Annotated in this window: 17 protein-coding genes, 5 tRNA genes and 1 rRNA gene; 22 read left to right on the top strand and 1 reads right to left on the bottom strand. The window is 47.6% G+C overall.

The window, feature by feature from the left end; translation table 11 throughout:
- Nucleotides 1–92: ribosomal RNA gene (rrf, locus tag AELLOGFF_RS16850) — 5S ribosomal RNA — on the top strand; the annotation flags it as partial.
- A gap of 12 nt (nucleotides 93–104) precedes the next feature.
- The gene (locus AELLOGFF_RS16845; RefSeq protein WP_159270141.1) at nucleotides 105–269 is read left to right on the top strand and encodes a hypothetical protein; all 165 of its coding nucleotides are present in this window, start codon (nucleotides 105–107) and stop codon (nucleotides 267–269) included.
- A gap of 604 nt (nucleotides 270–873) precedes the next feature.
- Here AELLOGFF_RS16845 and AELLOGFF_RS16840 read toward each other — a convergent pair.
- Entirely contained in the window at nucleotides 874–1,206 is a 333-nt protein-coding gene (locus AELLOGFF_RS16840) for a hypothetical protein (protein WP_159270140.1), read from the bottom strand.
- 217 nt (nucleotides 1,207–1,423) lie between these two features.
- Between AELLOGFF_RS16840 and birA the strand changes: the two genes are divergently transcribed.
- From birA to fusA, 20 genes are all read left to right on the top strand, one after another.
- Complete coding sequence (birA, locus tag AELLOGFF_RS16835) at nucleotides 1,424–2,383, top strand: bifunctional biotin--[acetyl-CoA-carboxylase] ligase/biotin operon repressor BirA (protein ID WP_235035764.1); 960 nt, start codon at nucleotides 1,424–1,426, stop codon at nucleotides 2,381–2,383.
- Between the two features lie 3 nt (nucleotides 2,384–2,386).
- Nucleotides 2,387–3,121 carry a type III pantothenate kinase gene (locus AELLOGFF_RS16830; RefSeq protein WP_159270139.1) on the top strand — a complete coding sequence of 245 codons (735 nt, stop codon included), beginning with the start codon at nucleotides 2,387–2,389 and terminating at the stop codon, nucleotides 3,119–3,121.
- A 14-nt stretch (nucleotides 3,122–3,135) separates the two neighbouring features.
- On the top strand, nucleotides 3,136–3,819 hold the full coding sequence (locus tag AELLOGFF_RS16825; RefSeq protein ID WP_159270138.1) for an SPOR domain-containing protein: 684 nt from the start codon (nucleotides 3,136–3,138) through the stop codon (nucleotides 3,817–3,819).
- Between the two features lie 36 nt (nucleotides 3,820–3,855).
- Nucleotides 3,856–3,931: transfer RNA gene (locus AELLOGFF_RS16820), tRNA-Thr, on the top strand.
- A gap of 93 nt (nucleotides 3,932–4,024) precedes the next feature.
- Nucleotides 4,025–4,108 (top strand) — tRNA-Tyr (locus tag AELLOGFF_RS16815).
- A gap of 36 nt (nucleotides 4,109–4,144) precedes the next feature.
- A tRNA-Gly gene (locus AELLOGFF_RS16810) sits at nucleotides 4,145–4,218 on the top strand.
- Between the two features lie 32 nt (nucleotides 4,219–4,250).
- Nucleotides 4,251–4,326, top strand: a tRNA-Thr gene (locus tag AELLOGFF_RS16805).
- A gap of 102 nt (nucleotides 4,327–4,428) precedes the next feature.
- Nucleotides 4,429–5,652, top strand: coding sequence for an elongation factor Tu (gene tuf / locus AELLOGFF_RS16800; protein ID WP_159270127.1), 1,224 nt, complete (start codon nucleotides 4,429–4,431; stop codon nucleotides 5,650–5,652).
- A 46-nt stretch (nucleotides 5,653–5,698) separates the two neighbouring features.
- A tRNA-Trp gene (locus tag AELLOGFF_RS16795) sits at nucleotides 5,699–5,774 on the top strand.
- Between the two features lie 71 nt (nucleotides 5,775–5,845).
- A complete protein-coding gene (secE, locus tag AELLOGFF_RS16790) occupies nucleotides 5,846–6,211 on the top strand; it encodes a preprotein translocase subunit SecE (protein ID WP_159270137.1) in 366 nt (121 codons plus the stop codon).
- 9 nt (nucleotides 6,212–6,220) lie between these two features.
- Nucleotides 6,221–6,751, top strand: coding sequence for a transcription termination/antitermination protein NusG (gene nusG, locus AELLOGFF_RS16785; protein WP_159270136.1), 531 nt, complete (start codon nucleotides 6,221–6,223; stop codon nucleotides 6,749–6,751).
- A gap of 81 nt (nucleotides 6,752–6,832) precedes the next feature.
- Nucleotides 6,833–7,264: a 50S ribosomal protein L11 gene (gene rplK / locus AELLOGFF_RS16780; protein WP_159270135.1), complete on the top strand. Its 432-nt coding sequence runs from the start codon at nucleotides 6,833–6,835 to the stop codon at nucleotides 7,262–7,264.
- Entirely contained in the window at nucleotides 7,264–7,962 is a 699-nt protein-coding gene (gene rplA / locus AELLOGFF_RS16775; RefSeq protein WP_159270134.1) for a 50S ribosomal protein L1, read from the top strand. The genes rplK and rplA overlap by 1 nt, the downstream gene beginning before the upstream one ends.
- 284 nt (nucleotides 7,963–8,246) lie before the next feature.
- Nucleotides 8,247–8,774, top strand: a complete 528-nt coding sequence (gene rplJ / locus AELLOGFF_RS16770) for a 50S ribosomal protein L10 (protein ID WP_159270133.1) — start codon at nucleotides 8,247–8,249, stop codon at nucleotides 8,772–8,774.
- 45 nt (nucleotides 8,775–8,819) lie between these two features.
- Nucleotides 8,820–9,197, top strand: coding sequence for a 50S ribosomal protein L7/L12 (gene rplL / locus AELLOGFF_RS16765; protein ID WP_159270132.1), 378 nt, complete (start codon nucleotides 8,820–8,822; stop codon nucleotides 9,195–9,197).
- 187 nt (nucleotides 9,198–9,384) lie between these two features.
- Complete coding sequence (gene rpoB / locus AELLOGFF_RS16760; RefSeq protein WP_159270131.1) at nucleotides 9,385–13,461, top strand: DNA-directed RNA polymerase subunit beta; 4,077 nt, start codon at nucleotides 9,385–9,387, stop codon at nucleotides 13,459–13,461.
- A 75-nt stretch (nucleotides 13,462–13,536) separates the two neighbouring features.
- Nucleotides 13,537–17,748, top strand: coding sequence for a DNA-directed RNA polymerase subunit beta' (rpoC, locus tag AELLOGFF_RS16755; protein WP_159270130.1), 4,212 nt, complete (start codon nucleotides 13,537–13,539; stop codon nucleotides 17,746–17,748).
- 134 nt (nucleotides 17,749–17,882) lie between these two features.
- Nucleotides 17,883–18,254 carry a 30S ribosomal protein S12 gene (gene rpsL / locus AELLOGFF_RS16750; protein WP_159270129.1) on the top strand — a complete coding sequence of 124 codons (372 nt, stop codon included), beginning with the start codon at nucleotides 17,883–17,885 and terminating at the stop codon, nucleotides 18,252–18,254.
- A gap of 107 nt (nucleotides 18,255–18,361) precedes the next feature.
- A complete protein-coding gene (gene rpsG / locus AELLOGFF_RS16745; protein ID WP_123183187.1) occupies nucleotides 18,362–18,832 on the top strand; it encodes a 30S ribosomal protein S7 in 471 nt (156 codons plus the stop codon).
- Between the two features lie 35 nt (nucleotides 18,833–18,867).
- Nucleotides 18,868–20,976 carry an elongation factor G gene (fusA, locus tag AELLOGFF_RS16740; RefSeq protein ID WP_159270128.1) on the top strand — a complete coding sequence of 703 codons (2,109 nt, stop codon included), beginning with the start codon at nucleotides 18,868–18,870 and terminating at the stop codon, nucleotides 20,974–20,976.
- Nucleotides 20,977–21,005 lie beyond the last annotated feature (29 nt).

The following is a 21,005-nucleotide window of genomic DNA, read 5'->3' as shown; positions in this document are numbered from 1 at the left end:
CCACCTGACCCCATCCCGAACTCAGAAGTGAAACGTGTCATCGCCGATGGTAGTTTGGGGTTTCCCCATGCGAGAGTAGGTCATCGCCAGGCTTCTAAATAAAAATGCCCCAGCCGAATTCGGTTGGGGCATTTTACTTTGTGGCGCAGAAAACGCTGGGCAGCTGGCGAAGACCAACGGCAATGATTCGCGCCGCTGGCGATCACCCTTCGGGCAGCGTTAGGCTGTCCAAACCTGCTGCACAGGTTTGTCGCCAGGCTTCTAAATAAAACACCCCGCTCAGCTTTGCTGTGCGGGGTTTTTTATTTGGGATGCGATATTTGCTGTCACTACAAAGGTCCCATGCGACAACCCTTGCACCGACAGGTGCGGGTTGGGGCGCCTCAGGCGTCGCGAATCGATTGGAAGCATTGCTTCCACCCAATGTAGGTCATAACCAAAGCGCTAGCTACGATTGCGGGGCAGGTTTTGATTCGCGCCGGTGGTGCCTTCGGGCAGCCCTAGGCTGTCCAAGCCTGCTGCACAGGTTTATCGCCAGTACCGACGGCGGCCCCTATTAATTTAAAATGGAATGACTGTCGATAGGTCTCTTTTACTTATCTGTCTGCGTTGTGTTATCTGGACCTAGGAATAGCCCACTCTAGGTAGCTAAAGAGCTATGATAGAGGGATGTAGCTTATCGGATATATGCTGTAAGTCTTGTGGGGACGGTGCGGAATTTTACATATTCGTAGTGAGTGCCTTAGCTTGGGGCTATCCTATTGTTGTGTGCCTGAGGCTCTCTATTACTTCTGTAAAAACCCCGTGGAATGTCCGTCGGGGTTTTTGGGTACGCTACAACTCTGTTAATACATGTGGCTAATTGTGTGCTTGTTATGTATCTAATTCGCGTACATCAATCGATTTAACGTCTGAATTTTTTCTAATAATTTCAACGATTCGATAGATCATAGTTACTTCTCCCACGCGACCGGAAATAGAAATATTCCCATTGTGACCGTCAATTTCTACCAAGCCTGACAATTTGCTATCACTTTTAATTTGGGACATGAGGGTGCTAACTAATTGCTTGTCGGTTTCTGAATACTGATTAGAATACAAGCTGGGCCGTACCTGGATGTTGTTGTCATGACTACTACTGGCTATTGCTGCGCTGTTAATGAATATAAAAAAGACTGCACTGACTGCGATTTTTGTTATGTTCATGTGAAATTACCCCATTGAATATATTTATTTTTTAGTACGTTGCTTAAATGCGTAGCGATCAATATCGGTTGCGGCAATAGCAGCGATTTAGATCATCGCAAATATGTCAATAAAGAGGGTAGCTGCAGAACTCAGCTTGTCAATTTTAGAGTTGCGACCGAAAAACAAATATTCTGATATTATGCTATGCATAAACGTATATAGGTGTGTTGCTCTGGTGGAAGTACTTAAAATATTGGCAGATGGTGAATACCATTCAGGCGAAGAAATAGGGCGTGATCTTGGGGTGAGTCGGGCCGCAGTGTGGAAACAGCTACAAAAGCTTGAGGCCTTAGATCTTGTTATCGAATCGGTTAAGGGTCGAGGTTATCGTTTGTCCGGTGGTTTGGATCTTTTAGATGCTGAGCGAATTAGAGCGCTATTATCACCAGAGGCAGGTTTGGCGCTTGGCGAGTTAGAACTTTTGTCGCAGGTGGACTCAACAAATAATGCGGCGGCTACAGCTATTAAGGAAGGGCGGGATAAAGGGTATAGCTGTCTTGCGGAACAGCAGACAGCGGGGCGTGGTCGTCGAGGTCGTGAGTGGAAAAGCCCATTTGGCCGCAATATATACATTTCTCAGGTTTGGCGGTTTCAAGGCGGGGCGTCAGCACTTGAAGGTTTAAGTTTGTCGGTGGGTTTGGCTGTTGTTCGAGCGCTGGGTAAGTTTGGTGTAACCGACCTAGGCTTAAAGTGGCCTAATGATGTGCTCCACAATAATAAAAAGATATCCGGTATATTGCTTGAGATGCAGGGTGATCCTGCGGGTATTTGTCAGGTAGTTGTAGGTGTTGGGGTAAACGTTGATATGTCGCTTAGTGATATGTCTGATGTTTTACAGCCATGGACTGATTTGGTAAGTGCTGTTGGCATTGTGGATAGGAATGCTATTGTTGCCGAGTTAATGTCAGCATTGCATGTAGTTTATAAAGAGTTCTCAGCTTCAGGCTTTCTAGCTCACAAAGAAGAGTGGAGCCAATATGATGTTTTTGCTGGGCGAGCAGTGCGGGTACAGCTTGGGGAGCATTATATCGAAGGCGTGATGAAGTGTGTCGATCAAAGTGGTGGCTTGGTATTGGTAACCGCAGACGGCGAGCAGGTTTTTAATGGCGGTGAAGTCAGCTTGCGGAGTGTATAGTCAGTGCGAGTTGTTGAGCTTGATGTTGGTAATACTGCGATTAAATGGCGTTGCATACAAAACGGGCAGCATGTTGCTAAAGGTAGAGTAGAAGGGGCGGTTGATGGTTTGAAAGCGCTGCCTTTTGCTGGGGTGAGCGCGGTGCGGATTGCTTCTGTTGTTGGTGGTAGTAGAGAAAAAGAAGTAACAGCACTGCTAGATCACTTGGGGTTAGATTATGAAATGGCCACATCCCAAGCGGAGTGTGTCGGTGTTAAAAATGCCTATGCTGATGTTGGTAAGCTGGGTGTCGATCGCTGGTTGGCAATGCTAGCTGCTTATACAAAAAGTCAAAGTGCCTGTATTGTGATAGATGCAGGTACCGCGCTGACTATTGATATTGTCGATAAAGATGGCTGCCATCGCGGCGGTTATATCTTAGCGGGTGCGAGTTTAGTGCTGAAAGTGCTGAGCGAGGCGACAGGAAAGGTGCGCTTTGGTAGTGAGTCAGCTAAAGCTTTGTTGCCTGGTTTGAGTACGGATGAGTGCGTGCATAATGGAAAGTGGATAGGTTTGGTGGGGGCTGTAAGGGCGGCAATTAACGAGGCTGAGTCCATCATAGGTTGTCATTATCAAGTTTTTATAACCGGTGGTGATGGTATGGTGTTAAATGAGTTGGCGGGGGGCGCTGCAAATTCGTGGTGCTATTGTGAAGATTTGGTTTTGGACGGCTTGGAGCCGGCATTAAGCAAAGCGTAAGCAGGGAGAAGTGGGTGCGTTGGTTGTTCTTGTTTTTTCTGATTGCTAATGTCGCTGTGTTTGTTATCCGTGGGCAGGATGATGGTTCGCAAGAGTTTGCCTTTACTGGGGAAGAGCAGCTGGGTGGTCTTGTTTTATTATCAGAGAGTAAAGCCGTTTCTGAATCGGATATGTCTCCAGTAGTTGAAAGTGAGGGTGGCAAGTTGGTGGAGGCGCCTTTAGGGTGTCTAGTGCTGGGACCCTATAGGAATATAAGTGAAGCAAGGGGTGATAGGGAGTCGATATTAGGTAGCAGGTTGTTACTTGAAAGCTACGAGCGTAGCGCTGATTATTGGGTGTATCTTGGGCCGTATGGTTCGGCGTCGGAAGCAGCTAAGATAGGCGCTTCGTTACGCATAAAACGCATAGATAATTTTGTAATTAGAAGTGGTGAGCTGAAAAATGCGATCTCCTTAGGGGTGTTTACTTCAGTGGAGAGGGCAAATATCCATGCTAAGGGGTTGCGGAAGAAAAAATATGAAGTTTCGGTTAGGCGGGTGGGGAAGCTGGCAAAGCGCTACTGGTTGGCGTATCAGGGGGGAGAAAATGCACCGCTCTATCTTGAAGCGAAGAGTAAAATGCAAAAAAACACAGACAATAACAAAAGCTTGGAGAAAAAAAGCTGTAATCTGATTGCGTCTTACAAAGAGTTAGACTAGAATGCCGGCCTCGTTTGGAAGCGACGTGGTAGCTTAGCTGGCGTAGCTCAGTTGGTAGAGCAGCTGACTTGTAATCAGCCGGTCGGGGGTTCGACTCCTCTCGCCAGCTCCACATATTTTCTAATGAGCCAAATTGTAGTTGAAGGTTTAGTCGAATTAAAGCTAATAACTATATGGCTCAAAAGAGAAAATTCCGTTCTCTTGGGGTGGGGTTCCCGAGTGGCTAAAGGGATCAGACTGTAAATCTGACGCGCGAGCTTCGGTGGTTCGAATCCACCCCCCACCACCATTATATTGTAAGACTTGCCAGCAGATTGAAGTTTCAGCGGGTATGGTTCAATGGTAGAACCTCAGCCTTCCAAGCTGATGGTGCGGGTTCGATTCCCGCTACCCGCTCCAATTTGAGCAGGTTTGTAAAAGAGATTTTCGGTGCTCATGTAGCTCAGTCGGTAGAGCACTTCCTTGGTAAGGAAGAGGTCACCGGTTCAAGTCCGGTCATGAGCTCCATTAAAATTTGGCGACAAAAGCTGATTAGGTGGCTTTTGTCTTTTTGTAGTGGCTTGACGAAAATAGTGACTTGACGAAAAAGTCCGCTAGGAGACTGTCGCAATGGCTAAAGAGAAGTTTGAACGTAATAAGCCCCATTTGAATGTGGGCACCATTGGTCACGTTGACCATGGTAAAACCACGCTGACTGCAGCACTGACGCGCGTATGTGCAGAAGTATTTGGTGGTCAAGCAGTCGCGTTTGATGGTATCGATAACGCACCTGAAGAGCGTGAGCGCGGCATCACTATCGCGACCTCGCACGTTGAGTATGATTCATCAGTTCGTCACTATGCTCACGTCGACTGCCCAGGTCACGCTGACTACGTTAAGAACATGATTACTGGTGCTGCACAGATGGACGGCGCTATTTTGGTATGTGGTGCAACTGACGGCCCAATGCCGCAGACGCGCGAGCACATCCTGCTATCTCGTCAGGTTGGCGTACCTTACATCGTTGTCTTCCTGAACAAAGCTGACTTGCTAGCTGAAGATTGCGGCGGCGTAGGCAGCGAAGAATACAACGAAATGTTGGAATTGGTAGAAATGGAGTTGCGTGAGCTACTCGACATGTACGAATTCCCAGGCGACGACACGCCAATCATTGCTGGTTCTGCGCTGATGGCGTTGAATGGCCAAGACGACAACGAGCTAGGAACAACTGCCGTTGCAAAATTGGTTGAAGCATTGGATACCTACATTCCACAGCCTGAGCGTGCGGTTGATCTGCCGTTCTTGATGCCAATTGAAGATGTATTCTCAATCTCTGGTCGCGGTACTGTTGTAACAGGTCGTGTAGAGCGCGGTATTCTGCGCACCGGTGATGAAATTGCCATCATTGGTATCCGCGAGACAACAAAAACTACCTGTACTGGTGTTGAGATGTTCCGCAAGCTGCTTGACGAAGGTCGTGCAGGTGAGAACGTAGGTGTGTTGTTGCGTGGTACAAAGCGTGATGACGTTGAGCGTGGTCAAGTATTGGCTAAGCCTGGTTCAATCACTCCGCATACTCGTTTTGAAGCAGAAGTGTACGTGTTGTCCAAAGAAGAGGGTGGTCGTCACACGCCATTCTTTAAAGGCTACCGTCCGCAGTTCTACTTCCGTACCACAGACGTAACAGGTGCTTGTGAGCTACCTGAAGGTACTGAAATGGTAATGCCTGGTGATAACGTGAAAATGGACGTGACATTGATTGCGCCAATCGCGATGGAAGAAGGTTTGCGTTTTGCAATTCGTGAAGGTGGCCGTACTGTTGGCGCCGGCGTTGTTGCTAAAATCGTAGAATAAGCCCGGTTTTTAATGGGTGTAAGTCCGGGCTCGTCCCGGCACTTGTAGGCCAGTAGTTCAATTGGTAGAGCACCGGTCTCCAAAACCGGCTGTTGGGGGTTCGAGTCCCTCCTGGCCTGCCATTTACGTTAACACCGCTTCGCGTAATGCGTCGTGGTGTTTTGCGCTTAGCAAAAAAGGATATGAGTAAACAATGAGTGCTAAGGCGGAAGACGCTAGTCGCTTTGATGGCCTAAAGTGGAGTGTAGTTGCTCTGCTGGTTGTTATCGGTGTTGGCGGCAATACGTATTATTCTGGCGAGTCCTTGCTTTATCGCGTCATTGCCTTGTTGGTTTTGGCGTCTGTAGCGACTTTTATTGTGTATCGCACAGAAAAAGGTGCGGCATTTTTTGAGTTGTTGAAGGGCGCGCGTACGGAGATCAGAAAGGTAGTCTGGCCGACGCGCCAAGAAAGCACGCAAACAACACTCATTGTAGTGGCGTTTGTTGTAGTGGCGGCATTGATTCTGTGGGGCTTAGATACTCTGCTGGGTTGGCTGGCATCCATGGTTATCGGCTAGAGGTAGGGCATGACAAAGCGTTGGTATGTTGTACACGCCTATTCTGGGTATGAAAAGAAAGTGGCATTGGCGCTCAAAGAGCGTATTGAACTTTCGGGCTTTGCTGAGCGTTTTGGTGAAGTGTTAGTGCCGACAGAAGAAGTTGTAGAGATGCGTGGCGGGCAAAAGCGGAAAAGTGAGCGCAAGTTTTTTCCTGGCTATGTGTTAATCGAAATGGATCTTGGCGACGACACTTGGCATTTAGTGAAAGAAACGCCACGGGTCATGGGGTTTATTGGTGGTAAGGCGGATAAGCCTGCGCCGATTACTGAAAAAGAAGCACAGGCAATATTGCAGCGGGTTGAGAGTGGTGATAAGCCCAAGCCTAAGACGCTGTTTGAGCCTGGAGAAATGGTTCGCGTTATCGATGGTCCGTTTAATGACTTTAACGGTGTTGTCGAAGAAGTGAATTATGAGAAGAACCGCTTGCATGTGGCGGTATTGATTTTCGGGCGGTCAACGCCTGTAGAGTTGGACTTTGGTCAGGTAGAGAAAACCTAAGTTCACTATTTTTAGGTCAGCGTCAGCTGTCGAGGGGAGCTTCGTTAAATCGGAGCGTTATCACCCATTTGGAGAGGTAATATGGCTAAGAAAGTACAAGCTTATATTAAGCTACAAGTTGCTGCTGGTGCAGCAAACCCAAGTCCACCGGTTGGTCCTGCATTGGGTCAGCATGGTGTGAATATCATGGAATTCTGTAAAGCATTCAACGCTCAGACGCAGAGTCTTGAGAGTGGTATGCCAATTCCTGTTGTTATCACAGTGTACTCTGATCGCAGTTTCACTTTTACTACCAAAACACCTCCTGCGTCTTTCTTATTGAAAAAAGCAGCGGGCGTGAAAAGTGGTTCAGGCACGCCTAACTCAAAGAAAGTGGGTAAGGTAACTCGTGCGCAACTAGAAGAAATTGCAACTATTAAAATGGCTGACCTCACTGCATCTGACATGGACGCCGCTGTGCGCACCATCGCCGGTAGTGCTCGTGCCGCTGGTATCGAAGTGGAGGGTGTGTAATGGCTAAGCTAACTAAGCGCCAAAAAGCGATTCGTGAAAAAGTAGTTGCTGGAAAGCAATATAGCTTTGAAGAAGCCGTGGCATTATTGAAAGATGTTTCAGTTGTTAAATTTCCTGAAGCCATCGATGTAGCAATTAACCTTGGTATTGATGCACGTAAATCGGATCAAGCTGTTCGTGGCGCAACTACCTTGCCAAACGGTACGGGTAAAACAGTACGTGTTGCTGTGTTTACTCAAGGTGAAAATGCAGAAAAAGCAAAAGCTGCTGGTGCAGATTTTGTCGGCATGGATGACCTTGCTGAGCAAGTCAAAGGTGGCATGATGGACTTTGACGTTGTCGTTGCATCGCCAGACGCAATGCGAGTTGTTGGTCAGTTAGGTCAAGTTCTTGGTCCTCGTGGACTAATGCCTAACCCTAAGACCGGTACCGTAACTGCTGATGTAGAAACCGCAGTAAAGAATGCTAAAGCGGGGCAAGTACGCTACCGCACAGATAAGAATGGCATTATCCATGGCGCGATTGGAACAATCTCTTTCGAAGCTGGCGTGTTAAAAGAAAACTTAGAAGCCTTGTTGGGGGATTTGCGTAAAGCGAAGCCATCATCAGCTAAAGGCGTCTATATGAAGAAGGTTACGCTTTCTTCGACAATGGGTCCTGGTATTGTTATCGATCAGGCTAGCCTAGCGTCAAAATAATTTTTGAGCGTTATGCGCTCAGAATAAAGCGCCTTTTTCGAAGGGTGCTTTCTGGCTTTGTGGTCTTTGACAGCTGACCTACTGTGTCAAAAGACAGAGACCATCAAAGACCGTAGGTGGGATTGGGTTATTTAAACCTGAACCCTTAATAGGTGTGTTGACTTGTCAACGTTACCGGCACCGGCCTACGCAGATGGTGGATTGGATTTGTTCACCAGCAAACGACTTTGAAGCTAGTATTTAAAGTCTACGGTAATTAACTGACAAATCCAGGAGTTATCCAAGTGGCATTAAGACTCGACGACAAAAAAGCGATTGTAGCTGACGTTAACGAGACTGCCGCTAGTGCATTGTCATTGGTTGTTGCTGACGCCCGCGGGTGTACAGTTGGCCAAATGACAGAGCTTCGCAAATTGGCGCGAGAGTCCCAAGTGAACGTACGAGTAGTGCGTAATACTTTGGCTAAAATCGCGTTGAAAGGAACTGACTTCGAATGCGCAGAAGAGGCCTTTAAAGGTCCTTCTCTGTTAGCTTTTTCGATGGAAGATCCCGGTGCGGCGGCTCGTATCTTCAAAGATTTCGCGAAAGAAAATGCGAAGTTTGAAGTGAAAGCACTTGCGGTTAGTGGCCAATTGATGGGTGCAGATCAGTTGGATGTATTGGCTAAGCTGCCGACCCGCGACCAAGCGCTATCTATGTTGATGAGCGTTATGTTAGCACCGGCAACCAAACTGGTACGTACAATGAACGAAGTCCCAGGAAAATTGGTTCGTACATTAGCTGCTGTTCGCGAGCAGAAAGAAGCTGCGTAAGCGGCGTTAAATTTATTTAGTAATTGACACAGTAGGGAGTTTTACATGGCTCTGTCACAAGAAGACATTTTGAATGCAATCGCTGAAATGAGCGTTATGGACGTAGTTGGTCTAATCGAAGCGATGGAAGAGAAGTTTGGCGTTACTGCAGCCGCTGCAGTTGCTGCAGCACCAGCTGCCGCTGTTGAAGGCGGCGCTGCTGCTGAAGAACAAACTGAGTTTGACGTTGTTCTGACTGGCGCTGGCGAGAAGAAAGTAAACGTGATCAAAGCAGTACGTACGATCACTGGCTTAGGCTTGAAAGAAGCTAAAGAAATGGTTGATGGCGCACCATCTACTATTAAAGAAGCTGCTTCTAAGGCTGATGCAGAAGCTGCTAAAACAGCACTTGAAGAAGCTGGCGCAAGCGTCGAGCTTAAGTAAGTTGCTTGTTGACCTGCTTGCAGGTCAATCTCAAGCGAGGCTGGTGGGTTAAATCCCGCCGGCCTTTTGTTGTTTGAGAAATTACAGTCGGAGCCCAAACGGGTCTGACCAGCGACAGATGAACTGTCGCACTAACGACGTCGTCGCCGGTCGTGGCGAGGTCAAGAGATGATGCTGAGGAGTACTGATGGCTTACTCATACACTGAGAAAAAACGTATCCGCAAGGATTTTGGCAAGATGCCGCACGTCATGGACGTGCCTTATCTCCTTGCGATTCAGCTGGATTCCTACAAGAAGTTTACGCAGCAAGGTATTCCTGCTGCTGAGCGCGGCGAGCACGGTTTGCATGCCGCCTTTAAATCTATATTCCCAATTGTTAGTTACTCTGGGAATGCTGCGCTTGAGTACGTCGATTACGTACTTGGTTTACCGGCATTTGATGTGAATGAGTGCCAATTACGCGGGGTAACCTATTCGGTGCCGTTGCGGGTTAAGGTTCGCTTGATTATTTATGATCGTGAATCGGCTAATAAAAGCATTAAAGATATAAAAGAGCAGGAAGTCTATATGGGGGAAATCCCCCTGATGACGGAAAACGGTACATTTGTTATCAATGGTACTGAGCGAGTAATCGTGTCTCAGTTACACCGGTCACCGGGTGTTTTCTTTGATCATGATCGTGGTAAAACCCACTCTTCGGGTAAGCTCTTATACTCCGCTCGGGTTATTCCATACCGTGGTTCATGGTTGGATTTTGAATTCGATCCTAAAGACCAAGTTTTTGTTCGTATTGACCGTCGTCGTAAATTACCGGCAACGATTTTGTTGCGTGCACTGGGCATGGTTGCTGAAGAGATACTCGACCTTTTTTACGACGTAAACACGTTTAAAGTGGCGGAAAAAGGCGGCTTCACCATTGAATTGATCCCTGAGCGTTTACGGGGTGAGGTGGCTACGTTTGATATTTGCGCTAAAAATGGCGAAATTATCGTAGAGACTGGTCGGCGTATTACTGCACGGCATATTCGTCAGATCGAAAAGGCAAATCTTACCGAGCTTGAAGTACCTGTTGAGTATCTTGTTGGTCGTGCGTTGGCTAAGGATATTATCGATAAGTCAACGGGTGAGGTTTTATTCCCATGTAATACTGAAATTACAGCGGAAATACTCACCACATTGGAAGAGGCTGGTGTCGAAGAAATTGACACACTGTACACCAATGAATTGGATTGCGGTCCTTACATTAGTGATACTTTACGTGCCGACCCAACTAATAGTCAGCTTGAAGCGTTGGTCGAAATTTACCGAATGATGCGCCCGGGTGAGCCGCCGACTAAAGAGTCTGCTGAAAACCTATTCCAAAATCTATTCTTCTCTGCTGAGCGTTATGACTTGTCGACCGTGGGTCGGATGAAGTTTAACCGCCGTATTGGCCGCGAAGAAATTTTGGGCTCAGGCACATTAGATCAAAGTGATATTGTTGCGGTTATGAAGATGCTGGTTGGCATTCGTAACGGTAAAGGTATTGTTGATGATATCGATCACCTAGGTAACCGTCGTATTCGTTCGGTTGGTGAAATGGCTGAAAACCAATTCCGTGTTGGTTTGGTTCGCGTTGAGCGCGCAGTAAAAGAGCGTCTCTCAATGGCCGAGAGCGAAGGCCTGATGCCGCAGGACTTAATCAATGCGAAACCTGTTGCGGCTGCGGTGAAAGAGTTCTTTGGCTCTTCACAGCTTTCTCAGTTTATGGATCAAAATAATCCGCTGTCTGAAATCACGCACAAGCGTCGTGTTTCTGCGCTTGGGCCCGGCGGTTTGACCCGAGAGCGAGCTGGTTTTGAGGTTCGTGACGTTCACCCAACACACTATGGCCGCGTTTGTCCTATTGAAACGCCGGAAGGGCCAAACATTGGTTTGATTAACTCATTGGCGACCTATGCGCGCACCAATGAGTATGGCTTTTTAGAAAGCCCTTACCGCAAGGTATTGGATGGCCAAGTAAGCGATGATATTGAGTACTTATCTGCAATTAATGAAGCAGAAGAGGTTATTGCTCAGGCATCGGCTGCAATGAATGACAAAGGTGAGCTAACCGACGAAATGGTTGCGGTTCGTCACATGAACGAATTCACCGTAATGCCCCCGGAAAAAGTAACCTACATGGACGTTTCGCCCAAGCAGGTTGTTTCGGTGGCGGCATCTTTAATTCCATTCTTAGAGCACGATGACGCTAACCGGGCACTGATGGGCTCGAACATGCAGCGTCAGGCTGTGCCAACGCTAAAAGCCGACAAGCCTTTAGTTGGTACAGGCTTTGAGCGTTACGTAGCTTCTGACTCAGGGGTTTGTGTTGTTGCTCGTCGCGGTGGTGTGATTGATAGTGTGGACTCGTCGCGCATTGTTGTTCGTGTTAATAACGATGAAGTTCAGCCTGGTCAGCCTCCTGTTGATATTTATAACCTCACCAAATACACACGTTCTAACCAGAACACCTGTATCAACCAGCGTCCGATAGTCAGCGAAGGTCATGACGTTGTTCGTGGTGATATTCTGGCTGATGGTCCGTCTGTTGATTTGGGTGAGCTTGCGCTTGGCCAAAACATGCGTATCGCGTTTATGCCTTGGAACGGTTACAACTTCGAAGACTCTATTTTGGTGTCTGAGCGTGTTGTAAAGGAAGATCGTTTTACGACTATTCATATCCAAGAGTTAACGTGTATTGCTCGCGACACTAAATTGGGGCCAGAGGAAATTTCGTCTGACATCCCCAATGTTGGTGAAGGTGCATTAGCTAACTTGGATGAGTCTGGCATAGTTTATATCGGTGCTGAAGTGGGCCCCGGAGATATTCTGGTTGGTAAAGTTACGCCTAAAGGTGAGACTCAATTAACGCCAGAAGAAAAGCTATTGCGAGCTATCTTTGGTGAAAAGGCTTCGGATGTAAAAGATACCTCGCTGCGTGTTCCAACGAGCACTAAAGGCACGGTTATCGACGTTCAGGTCTTTACGCGTGACGGTTTAGAGAAAGATAAGCGCGCGTTGGAAATCGAAAAAATGCAGCTTGATCAATTCCGTAAGGATTTGAATGAAGAGTACCGCATTGTAGAAGAAGCAACGTTTGTGCGTTTGGAAAGTGCTTTAGTTGGTCAGAGCATTCTTAGCGGCCCGGGTATGAAAAAGGGCGATGAGTTGTCTGTTGATGCTCTTCAAGAGCTGAAGAAAGATGACTGGTTTAAGCTTCGTATGGCTGAAGAGCCATTGAATGCTGCGCTTGAAGATGCTGACAAACAATTAGTTGAGCACCGCAAAACCTTAGAAGAACGTTTCGAAGATAAAAAGCGCAAGCTGACAACGGGCGATGATTTAGCGCCGGGCGTTTTGAAGATAGTTAAAGTGTATTTAGCAATAAAACGTCGTATCCAGCCAGGTGATAAAATGGCTGGGCGTCATGGAAACAAAGGGGTTATCTCGGTGATTATGCCGATAGAAGATATGCCTTTTGATGAGACGGGTGAGCCAGTCGATATCGTATTGAACCCGCTTGGTGTTCCCTCGCGGATGAACGTTGGTCAGGTACTTGAAACTCACCTAGGCTTAGCGGCTAAAGGTTTAGGTCGCAAAATTGATGAGATGATCCGCGAGCAGCGCAAGATGGCTGAATTGCGTGCATTCTTGGGTGAAATCTATAACGACGGCGCTGGTCGAAATGAAGATCTCGATAGTTTCAGTGATGAAGCCGTTATGGAACTGGCCAAAAACCTGCGTGGCGGTGTGCCAATGGCCACTCAAGTATTTGACGGTGCTAATGAAGGGGAGATTAAAAACCTCTTAACGTTAGCGGGCTTGCCTGATAGCGGTCAGTTAAAATTATGTGATGGTCGTACCGGTTTAGAGTTTGATCGTCCGGTAACCGTTGGCTATATGTATATGTTGAAACTGAACCATTTGGTTGATGACAAAATGCATGCACGTTCAACGGGTTCGTACAGTTTGGTTACACAGCAGCCACTAGGCGGTAAAGCGCAATTCGGTGGCCAGCGTTTCGGGGAGATGGAAGTTTGGGCCTTAGAAGCTTACGGCGCCGCTTACACCCTGCAAGAAATGTTGACGGTTAAGTCGGATGACGTAAATGGCCGTACCAAAATGTATAAGAACATTGTTGATGGTGATCAGCGTATGGAGCCGGGCATGCCCGAGTCTTTCAACGTGCTGGTTAAAGAGATCCGCTCACTCGGTATTAATATCGAGCTGGACACGGAATAAACATCGACAACGACTATGGCAAGGGGCGCTCGATTAACTTGAGCGCCTGATGAATACCCTTGCGGAGGAACGGCCTTGAAAGATTTATTGAATCTATTGAAACAGGGACAACCGAATGACGAGTTTGACTCGATTCGTATCGGTTTGGCGTCACCGGAGCTGATTCGCTCGTGGTCTTTTGGCGAAGTTAAAAAGCCTGAGACTATTAATTACCGTACGTTTAAGCCTGAGCGAGATGGCTTGTTCTGTGCGAAAATTTTCGGACCCGTAAAAGACTACGAGTGCCTATGTGGTAAGTATAAGCGCCTCAAGCACCGTGGTGTTATTTGTGAAAAATGTGGCGTTGAAGTTGCGCTTGCCAAGGTACGTCGTGAGCGTATGGGTCATATTGAATTGGCTAGCCCAGTTGCCCACATTTGGTTCTTGAAGTCATTGCCAAGCCGCATAGGTCTGTTGCTTGATATGACCTTGCGTGACATCGAGCGTATTCTTTACTTCGAGTCTTATGTTGTTACCGATCCAGGAATGACTACCCTAGAAAAAGGGCAGTTGTTAAGCGACGAACAATTCTTTGAAGCGATGGAAGAGTTTGGTGACGATTTTGTTGCCAAGATGGGTGCTGAGGCAATCATGCATTTGCTGATTGAATTGGACCTTGTTGCTGAAATTGAGCGTTTGCGTGAAGAGATTCCCGCGACGAATTCAGAAACCAAAATTAAGAAACTGTCTAAGCGTTTGAAGTTGATTGAAGCGCTGGCTGACTCAGGTAATAAGCCTGAGTGGATGGTAATGAAAGTATTGCCAGTTTTGCCGCCAGACTTGCGTCCATTGGTGCCATTGGATGGTGGTCGCTTTGCGACCTCTGATCTTAACGACTTATACCGCCGTGTTATTAACCGTAACAACCGTTTGAAGCGTCTATTAGACCTGAATGCGCCTGACATCATTGTTCGCAATGAAAAGCGTATGCTGCAAGAGTCAGTTGATGCTTTGCTCGATAACGGTCGTCGCGGTCGTGCAATCACCGGGTCTAACAAGCGTCCGTTGAAATCACTTGCTGACATGATTAAAGGTAAGCAGGGTCGTTTCCGCCAGAACTTGCTAGGTAAGCGTGTCGACTACTCTGGTCGTTCGGTTATCGTTGTTGGTCCTACACTACGCTTACACCAGTGTGGTTTGCCTAAGAAAATGGCCTTGGAGTTATTCAAGCCCTTCATCTTCGGTAAGTTAGAAGCGCGTGGTTTGGCAACAACCATCAAAGCAGCTAAGAAAATGGTTGAGCGTGAGCCGCCAGAAGTTTGGGATATTCTTGCGGAGGTTATTCGCGAGCATCCAGTTATGCTTAACCGTGCCCCAACACTTCACCGCTTAGGTATTCAGGCTTTTGAGCCCGTGCTTATTGAGGGTAAAGCGATTCAGCTTCACCCCTTGGTTTGTGCGGCATATAACGCTGACTTTGATGGTGACCAAATGGCGGTACACGTACCGCTAACAATCGAAGCTCAGTTAGAAGCACGCGCTTTGATGATGTCGACAAATAACATTTTGTCGCCAGCTAATGGTGAGCCGATTATTGTTCCATCTCAAGACGTTGTATTGGGCTTGTATTGGATGACGCGTGAGCGTGTCAATGGTATGGGTGAAGGTACTGCTTTTGCCAATCCAGAAGAAGTTCATCGTGCCTACGTTGGTGGTAAGGCGCATTTACAGGCGCGTATTAAATGCCGTTTAGTCGAAGTGAGCTTCGATGAGAGCGGTGAGCGCAGTGAAACCCGTAGCATTATCGATACCACCGTTGGCCGTGTCTTGTTGTGGCGGATAGTCCCAGAGGGTTTGCCCTTTGAGATGGTCAACCAAAACATGTCCAAGAAAGCGATTTCACGAATTCTTAATGAGTGCTATCGCCGTGTTGGCCTAAAGGCCACGGTAATTCTTGGCGACCAATTGATGTATACCGGTTTTGAGTATTCAACACGCTCAGGTTCATCTATTGGTGTTAATGATTTTGAAATCCCTGATGCAAAAGCGCGTATTGTTAATGCCGCTGACGCTGAAGTGGTCGAAATTGAAAAGCAGTATGCTTCTGGTCTGGTAACCCAGGGTGAGAAGTACAATAAAGTTATCGATATTTGGTCCCGTGCAAATGACATGGTTTCCAAGGCGATGATGGAAGGTTTGTCTAAAGAGCCTGTTATAAACCGCGAGGGTGAGGAAGAGATGCAAGACTCTTTCAACTCGGTTTATATCTATGCCGACTCTGGTGCGCGGGGTTCTCCAGCTCAGATTCGTCAGCTGGCTGGTATGCGTGGTTTGATGGCAAAACCTGATGGTTCGATCATTGAAACCCCCATCACGGCTAACTTCCGTGAAGGTTTGAGCGTACTTCAGTACTTCATCTCGACTCACGGTGCTCGTAAAGGTTTGGCTGATACGGCATTGAAAACAGCAAACTCGGGTTATCTAACTCGTCGTTTGGTTGATGTTGCGCAAGACTTGGTTATTACTGAGGATGATTGTGGTACAGATCAAGGTCTGACCATGAATCCCGTCATCGAAGGTGGTGACATCATCGAAACATTGGGTGACCGGGTATTGGGTCGTATCGTTGTTCGTGACGTTTTCCGTCCAGGTACAGATGATATAGCCGTTGCTGCTGGTGAGATGCTCGATGAGAAGCGCGTTATTGAATTAGAAGAAATGGGTATTGATGAGATAGAAGTGCGCTCACCAATTACCTGTGAAACACGTCATGGTGTTTGTTCTGCGTGTTACGGTCGTGACCTGGCTCGTGGTCACTTGGTTAACCGCGGTGAGGCAGTGGGTGTTATTGCTGCTCAGTCGATTGGTGAGCCGGGTACTCAGCTTACCATGCGTACCTTCCATATCGGTGGTGCGGCATCGCGGGCAACGGCAGTCGACAATATTCAGGTTAAGCAAGACGGTAAAGCACGTTTGCATAACTTGAAATATGTTGAGCGTGAAGATGGCTTCCTCGTCGCCGTTAGTCGTTCTGGTGAATTGGCGATTACGGATAAAAGTGGTCGTGAGCGTGAGCGCTATAAGCTCCCATACGGCGCCTTGATTAAGGTTGCTGACCGGGCCGAAGTAGCTGCTGGTGATATTGTTGCGACTTGGGATCCACATACTCACCCCATCGTGACGGAAGTTGCGGGTATCGTGAAGATGTCCGGGATGGAAGAAGGTATCACCGTTAAGCGTCAAACGGATGAGCTTACTGGTCTAAGCAGTATTTCTGTTATGGATCAGGGTGAGCGTCCCGCTGCAGGTAAGGATATGCGTCCAGCGGTAACCTTGGTTGATGCGAACGGAGACGAGCTTTGCTTGGCGGGCACCAATGTGCCGGCGCATTACTTCCTCACTGAGAATGCAATCATTTCTCTTGAGAATGGTGCAGAAGTTAAAGTCGGTGATGTTATTGCACGTATTCCGCAAGAAAGCTCTAAAACACGTGATATCACAGGTGGTCTGCCACGCGTTGCTGACTTGTTTGAAGCGCGTAAGCCGAAAGAGCCCGCAATCCTTGCCGAGATATCTGGAACAGTGAGCTTTGGTAAAGAAACCAAAGGTAAGCGTCGCCTGATCATAACGCCTGCCGATGGCAAGCCTATCGCCGATGGTTCGGATTACTACGAAGTGCTAATCCCGAAATGGCGTTTGCTAACCGTGTTTGAAGGTGAGCAAGTAGAGAAGGGTGAGATTGTTTCTGAGGGCCCATTGAGTCCGCATGATATTTTGCGCCTCAAGGGTGTGGAAGAATTGGCGAAATATATTGTCAATGAGATCCAGGACGTTTACCGCCTACAAGGTGTAAAGATTAACGATAAACACATTGAAGTTATCGTTCGTCAAATGCTTCGCAAGGTTAATATCCTTACCTCGGGTGATTCATCGTTTATCAAAGGTGAACAAGCTGAATACGTACGGGTTGTTGAGGAGAATGAAATCCTTGGGAACACGGATAAGATTTCGGCCAGCTATGAGCGTGAGTTGCTTGGTATAACTAAGGCATCTTTGGCAACGGAGTCGTTTATTTCGGCGGCCTCGTTCCAGGAGACAACCCGCGTTCTTACCGAGGCGGCAGTCACTGGTAAGCGTGATCACTTGCGCGGTTTGAAAGAAAATGTGGTAGTTGGCCGTTTGATTCCTGCAGGAACAGGCTTGGCTTATCACAATGATCGTAAGATCAAGAAGGAAGAGGCAATGAAAACCGTCTCGGCACAGGATGTCGAAGCGGCACTGTCAGAGGCGCTTAGCGAAAATAGCTGAGTAAATTTGACTACTTGACGGGAGTGGAGCGCATCTTTAGAATTCGCGCTCCACTTTTTTTATCAGCTATCGGCGGTATCGATAGTCAGTTGGCTAGCACATTGGTGTGCAAGCTTTAGTTTTGGAGTTAATTAATGGCAACGATCAATCAGTTGGTTCGTCAGCCGAGAAAGCGTAAAGCGGCTAAAAGTGACGTACCTGCATTGCAGGCATGTCCACAGCGTCGCGGCGTATGTACTCGTGTTTACACCACTACACCTAAGAAGCCGAACTCGGCACTGCGTAAAGTGTGTCGTGTACGTTTGACTAACGGCTTTGAAGTTTCATCATACATCGGTGGTGAAGGCCACAATCTGCAAGAGCACAGTGTTGTGCTTATTCGCGGTGGTCGTGTTAAGGATTTACCAGGTGTGCGTTACCACACTGTTCGCGGTAGCCTTGATACCTCTGGTGTTAATAATCGTAAGCAAGCCCGTTCTAAATACGGTACTAAGCGTCCTAAGTAGTAATTAAACTTAACGCTTAAAATAACCTTAAGTAAGGCCAAGCCATCGTCTACTCGCTGTAAGGCGACCCGGTGTTTGGATTTACCTGAAGAAATAGGAATAGAGATATGCCAAGAAGACGCGTCGCCGCCAAGCGGGAAATCCTACCGGATCCAAAATTCGGTAACCTGACACTGGCCAAGTTCATGAACCACGTTATGGTAAGTGGTAAAAAATCAGTCGCAGAAACCATCGTATATGGTGCTCTGGATCTGGTTAAAGAACGTTTAAATACTGATCCTCTAGAAGCTTTCGATACCGCCCTAGAAAACATTGCGCCAATGGTCGAGGTTAAGTCTCGTCGTGTTGGTGGTGCTACTTATCAGGTTCCAGTAGAAGTTCGTCCTAGTCGCCGTACTGCGTTGGCAATGCGCTGGTTGGTGGACTATTCACGTGGCCGTGGCGAAAAGTCCATGCGTCAGCGTTTGGCTGGTGAAATCATCGATGCATCTCAGGGCAAGGGCTCTGCTGTTAAGAAACGTGAAGACGTGCATCGTATGGCTGAAGCCAACAAAGCGTTCTCTCATTACCGTTTCTAGGTTGGTGTTATTGATTTCAGGTTCGGGAGAACATTGTGGCGCGTAAGACTCCTATATCCAGATATCGCAATATCGGTATTTGTGCCCACGTTGACGCTGGGAAGACCACGACTACTGAGCGCGTGCTTTTTTACACTGGTCTATCTCACAAGATAGGCGAAGTGCATGATGGCGCGGCGACTATGGACTGGATGGAGCAGGAGCAGGAGCGAGGGATTACCATCACTTCTGCTGCTACAACCTGTTTTTGGGCTGGAATGCAGCAACAGTTTGAACAGCACCGCGTTAATATCATTGATACTCCGGGGCACGTTGACTTCACGATAGAAGTTGAGCGTTCTCTGCGGGTTTTGGATGGCGCGGTTGTTGTGCTTTGTGGTTCATCAGGTGTGCAGCCGCAAACAGAGACGGTTTGGCGTCAAGCGAATAAATATGAAGTTCCGCGCATGGTTTTTGTTAATAAGATGGATCGTGCGGGTGCGGATTTTGAGCGTGTTATAAGTCAGTTGCGAACACGCTTGGGGGCGAACGCTGTCCCTATGCAAATGACCATTGGTAGCGAAGACGAGTTTCGCGGCGTGGTTGATTTGATCAAAATGAAAGCCATTATCTGGAGCGAGGCTGATCAGGGTATGACCTTCGTGTATGAAGACATTCCTGCTGACTTGTTGGATACATGTAAAGATATGCGTGAGTTCATGGTTGAGGCTGCGGCTGAATCCAGTGATGAGCTTATGGAAAAATACCTCGAAGGCGAAGAGTTGAGCGAGGAGGATATCAAAGCGGGGATTCGTAAGCGGACCTTGGCGAACGAGATTATCCCTGTATTTGGCGGTTCTGCTTTTAAAAATAAAGGTGTGCAGGCGGTACTTGATGCCGTCATTGAGTACATGCCATCGCCGGCTGAAGTTAAGGCGATTGAAGGCACGCTAGATGATAAGGATGAAACACCTGCAACACGCGCAGCTGATGATAATGCGCCGTTCTCTGCCTTGGCTTTCAAGATAGCGACAGATCCTTTTGTGGGTACGCTGACATTTTTCCGGGTTTATTCTGGGAAATTGGAAAGTGGGACTGCGGTTGTTAATTCGGTTAAAGGTAAGAAAGAGCGTGTTGGTCGGATGGTGCAAATGCACGCCAATGACAGGCAGGAGATTAAAGAGGTTTTGGCGGGCGACATTGCTGCAGCCATAGGCCTTAAGGATGTTACAACAGGTGATACTTTATGTGATCCGGCAAACGTTATTGTCTTGGAGCGCATGGAGTTTCCAGAGCCGGTAATTTCGGTTGCTGTTGAGCCTAGAACCAAGGCTGATCAAGAAAAGATGGGTATCGCACTGGGTAAGTTGGCCCAAGAGGACCCTTCATTTCGCGTAAAGACCGATGAAGAATCGGGGCAGTGCATTATATCCGGTATGGGTGAGCTTCACTTGGATATTCTTGTTGATCGCATGCGTCGCGAATTCAGTGTTGAGGCTAACATTGGTAAGCCGCAAGTTGCTTATCGTGAGGCAATCAGGAATACATGTGAGATTGAGGGTAAGTTTGTCCGTCAGTCTGGTGGGCGTGGTCAGTTTGGTCATGTGTGGATACGGTTTGAGCCCGGCGAAGATGCAAATGCAGAGGGTTTAGAGTTTGTCAGTGAAATTGTTGGTGGTGTTGTTCCTAAGGAATATATCCCTGCGGTAGAAAAAGGGATTGCCGAGCAGATGCAGAACGGTGTGCTTGCTGGTTATCCGTTACTGGGTTTGAAGGCAACTGCTTATGATGGCTCTTATCATGATGTCGATTCAAATGAGATGGCATTTAAAGTTGCGGCCTCTATGGCGACAAAGCGTTTGGCTGACCTTGGTGGTGCGGTGCTTTTAGAGCCAATAATGAAGGTGGAGATTGTTACCCCAGAAGAGAATATGGGGGATGTGGTCGGGGATTTGAATCGTCGTCGCGGAATTATTCTTGGTATGAATGAAAGCGTGTCAGGAAAGGTAATTGATGCAGAAGTACCGTTAGCGGAGATGTTTGGTTATGCAACCGATCTGCGCAGTGCAACCCAGGGTCGTGCAACATTTACGATGGAGTTCGAAAAGTATTTCGAGGCGCCGCGTAATGTTGCCGAAGAAATCATGGCTAAGAACAGAGCTTAATTTTTAATAACCTTTATGCGAGGAATATC

Source organism: Zhongshania aliphaticivorans (genome assembly GCF_902705875.1).
In the GTDB taxonomy this organism is placed as follows: domain Bacteria; phylum Pseudomonadota; class Gammaproteobacteria; order Pseudomonadales; family Spongiibacteraceae; genus Spongiibacter; species Spongiibacter aliphaticivorans_A.
Note: the sequence above shows the minus strand (reverse complement) of the source record. Positions and strands in the feature narration are given on the sequence as shown.

Bases quoted from the DNA above. Each gene is read 5' to 3' on its own strand.
- tuf (WP_159270127.1), top strand. From the start codon at position 4,429: ATGGCTAAAGAGAAGTTTGAACGTAATAAGCCCCATTTGAATGTGGGC.
- AELLOGFF_RS16845 (WP_159270141.1), top strand. From the start codon at position 105: ATGCCCCAGCCGAATTCGGTTGGGGCATTTTACTTTGTGGCGCAGAAA.
- AELLOGFF_RS16840 (WP_159270140.1), bottom strand. From the start codon at position 1,206: ATGAACATAACAAAAATCGCAGTCAGTGCAGTCTTTTTTATATTCATT.
- rplK (WP_159270135.1), top strand. From the start codon at position 6,833: ATGGCTAAGAAAGTACAAGCTTATATTAAGCTACAAGTTGCTGCTGGT.
- rpoB (WP_159270131.1), top strand. From the start codon at position 9,385: ATGGCTTACTCATACACTGAGAAAAAACGTATCCGCAAGGATTTTGGC.
- secE (WP_159270137.1), top strand. From the start codon at position 5,846: ATGAGTGCTAAGGCGGAAGACGCTAGTCGCTTTGATGGCCTAAAGTGG.
- rplA (WP_159270134.1), top strand. From the start codon at position 7,264: ATGGCTAAGCTAACTAAGCGCCAAAAAGCGATTCGTGAAAAAGTAGTT.
- rpsL (WP_159270129.1), top strand. From the start codon at position 17,883: ATGGCAACGATCAATCAGTTGGTTCGTCAGCCGAGAAAGCGTAAAGCG.
- rplL (WP_159270132.1), top strand. From the start codon at position 8,820: ATGGCTCTGTCACAAGAAGACATTTTGAATGCAATCGCTGAAATGAGC.
- nusG (WP_159270136.1), top strand. From the start codon at position 6,221: ATGACAAAGCGTTGGTATGTTGTACACGCCTATTCTGGGTATGAAAAG.
- rpsG (WP_123183187.1), top strand. From the start codon at position 18,362: ATGCCAAGAAGACGCGTCGCCGCCAAGCGGGAAATCCTACCGGATCCA.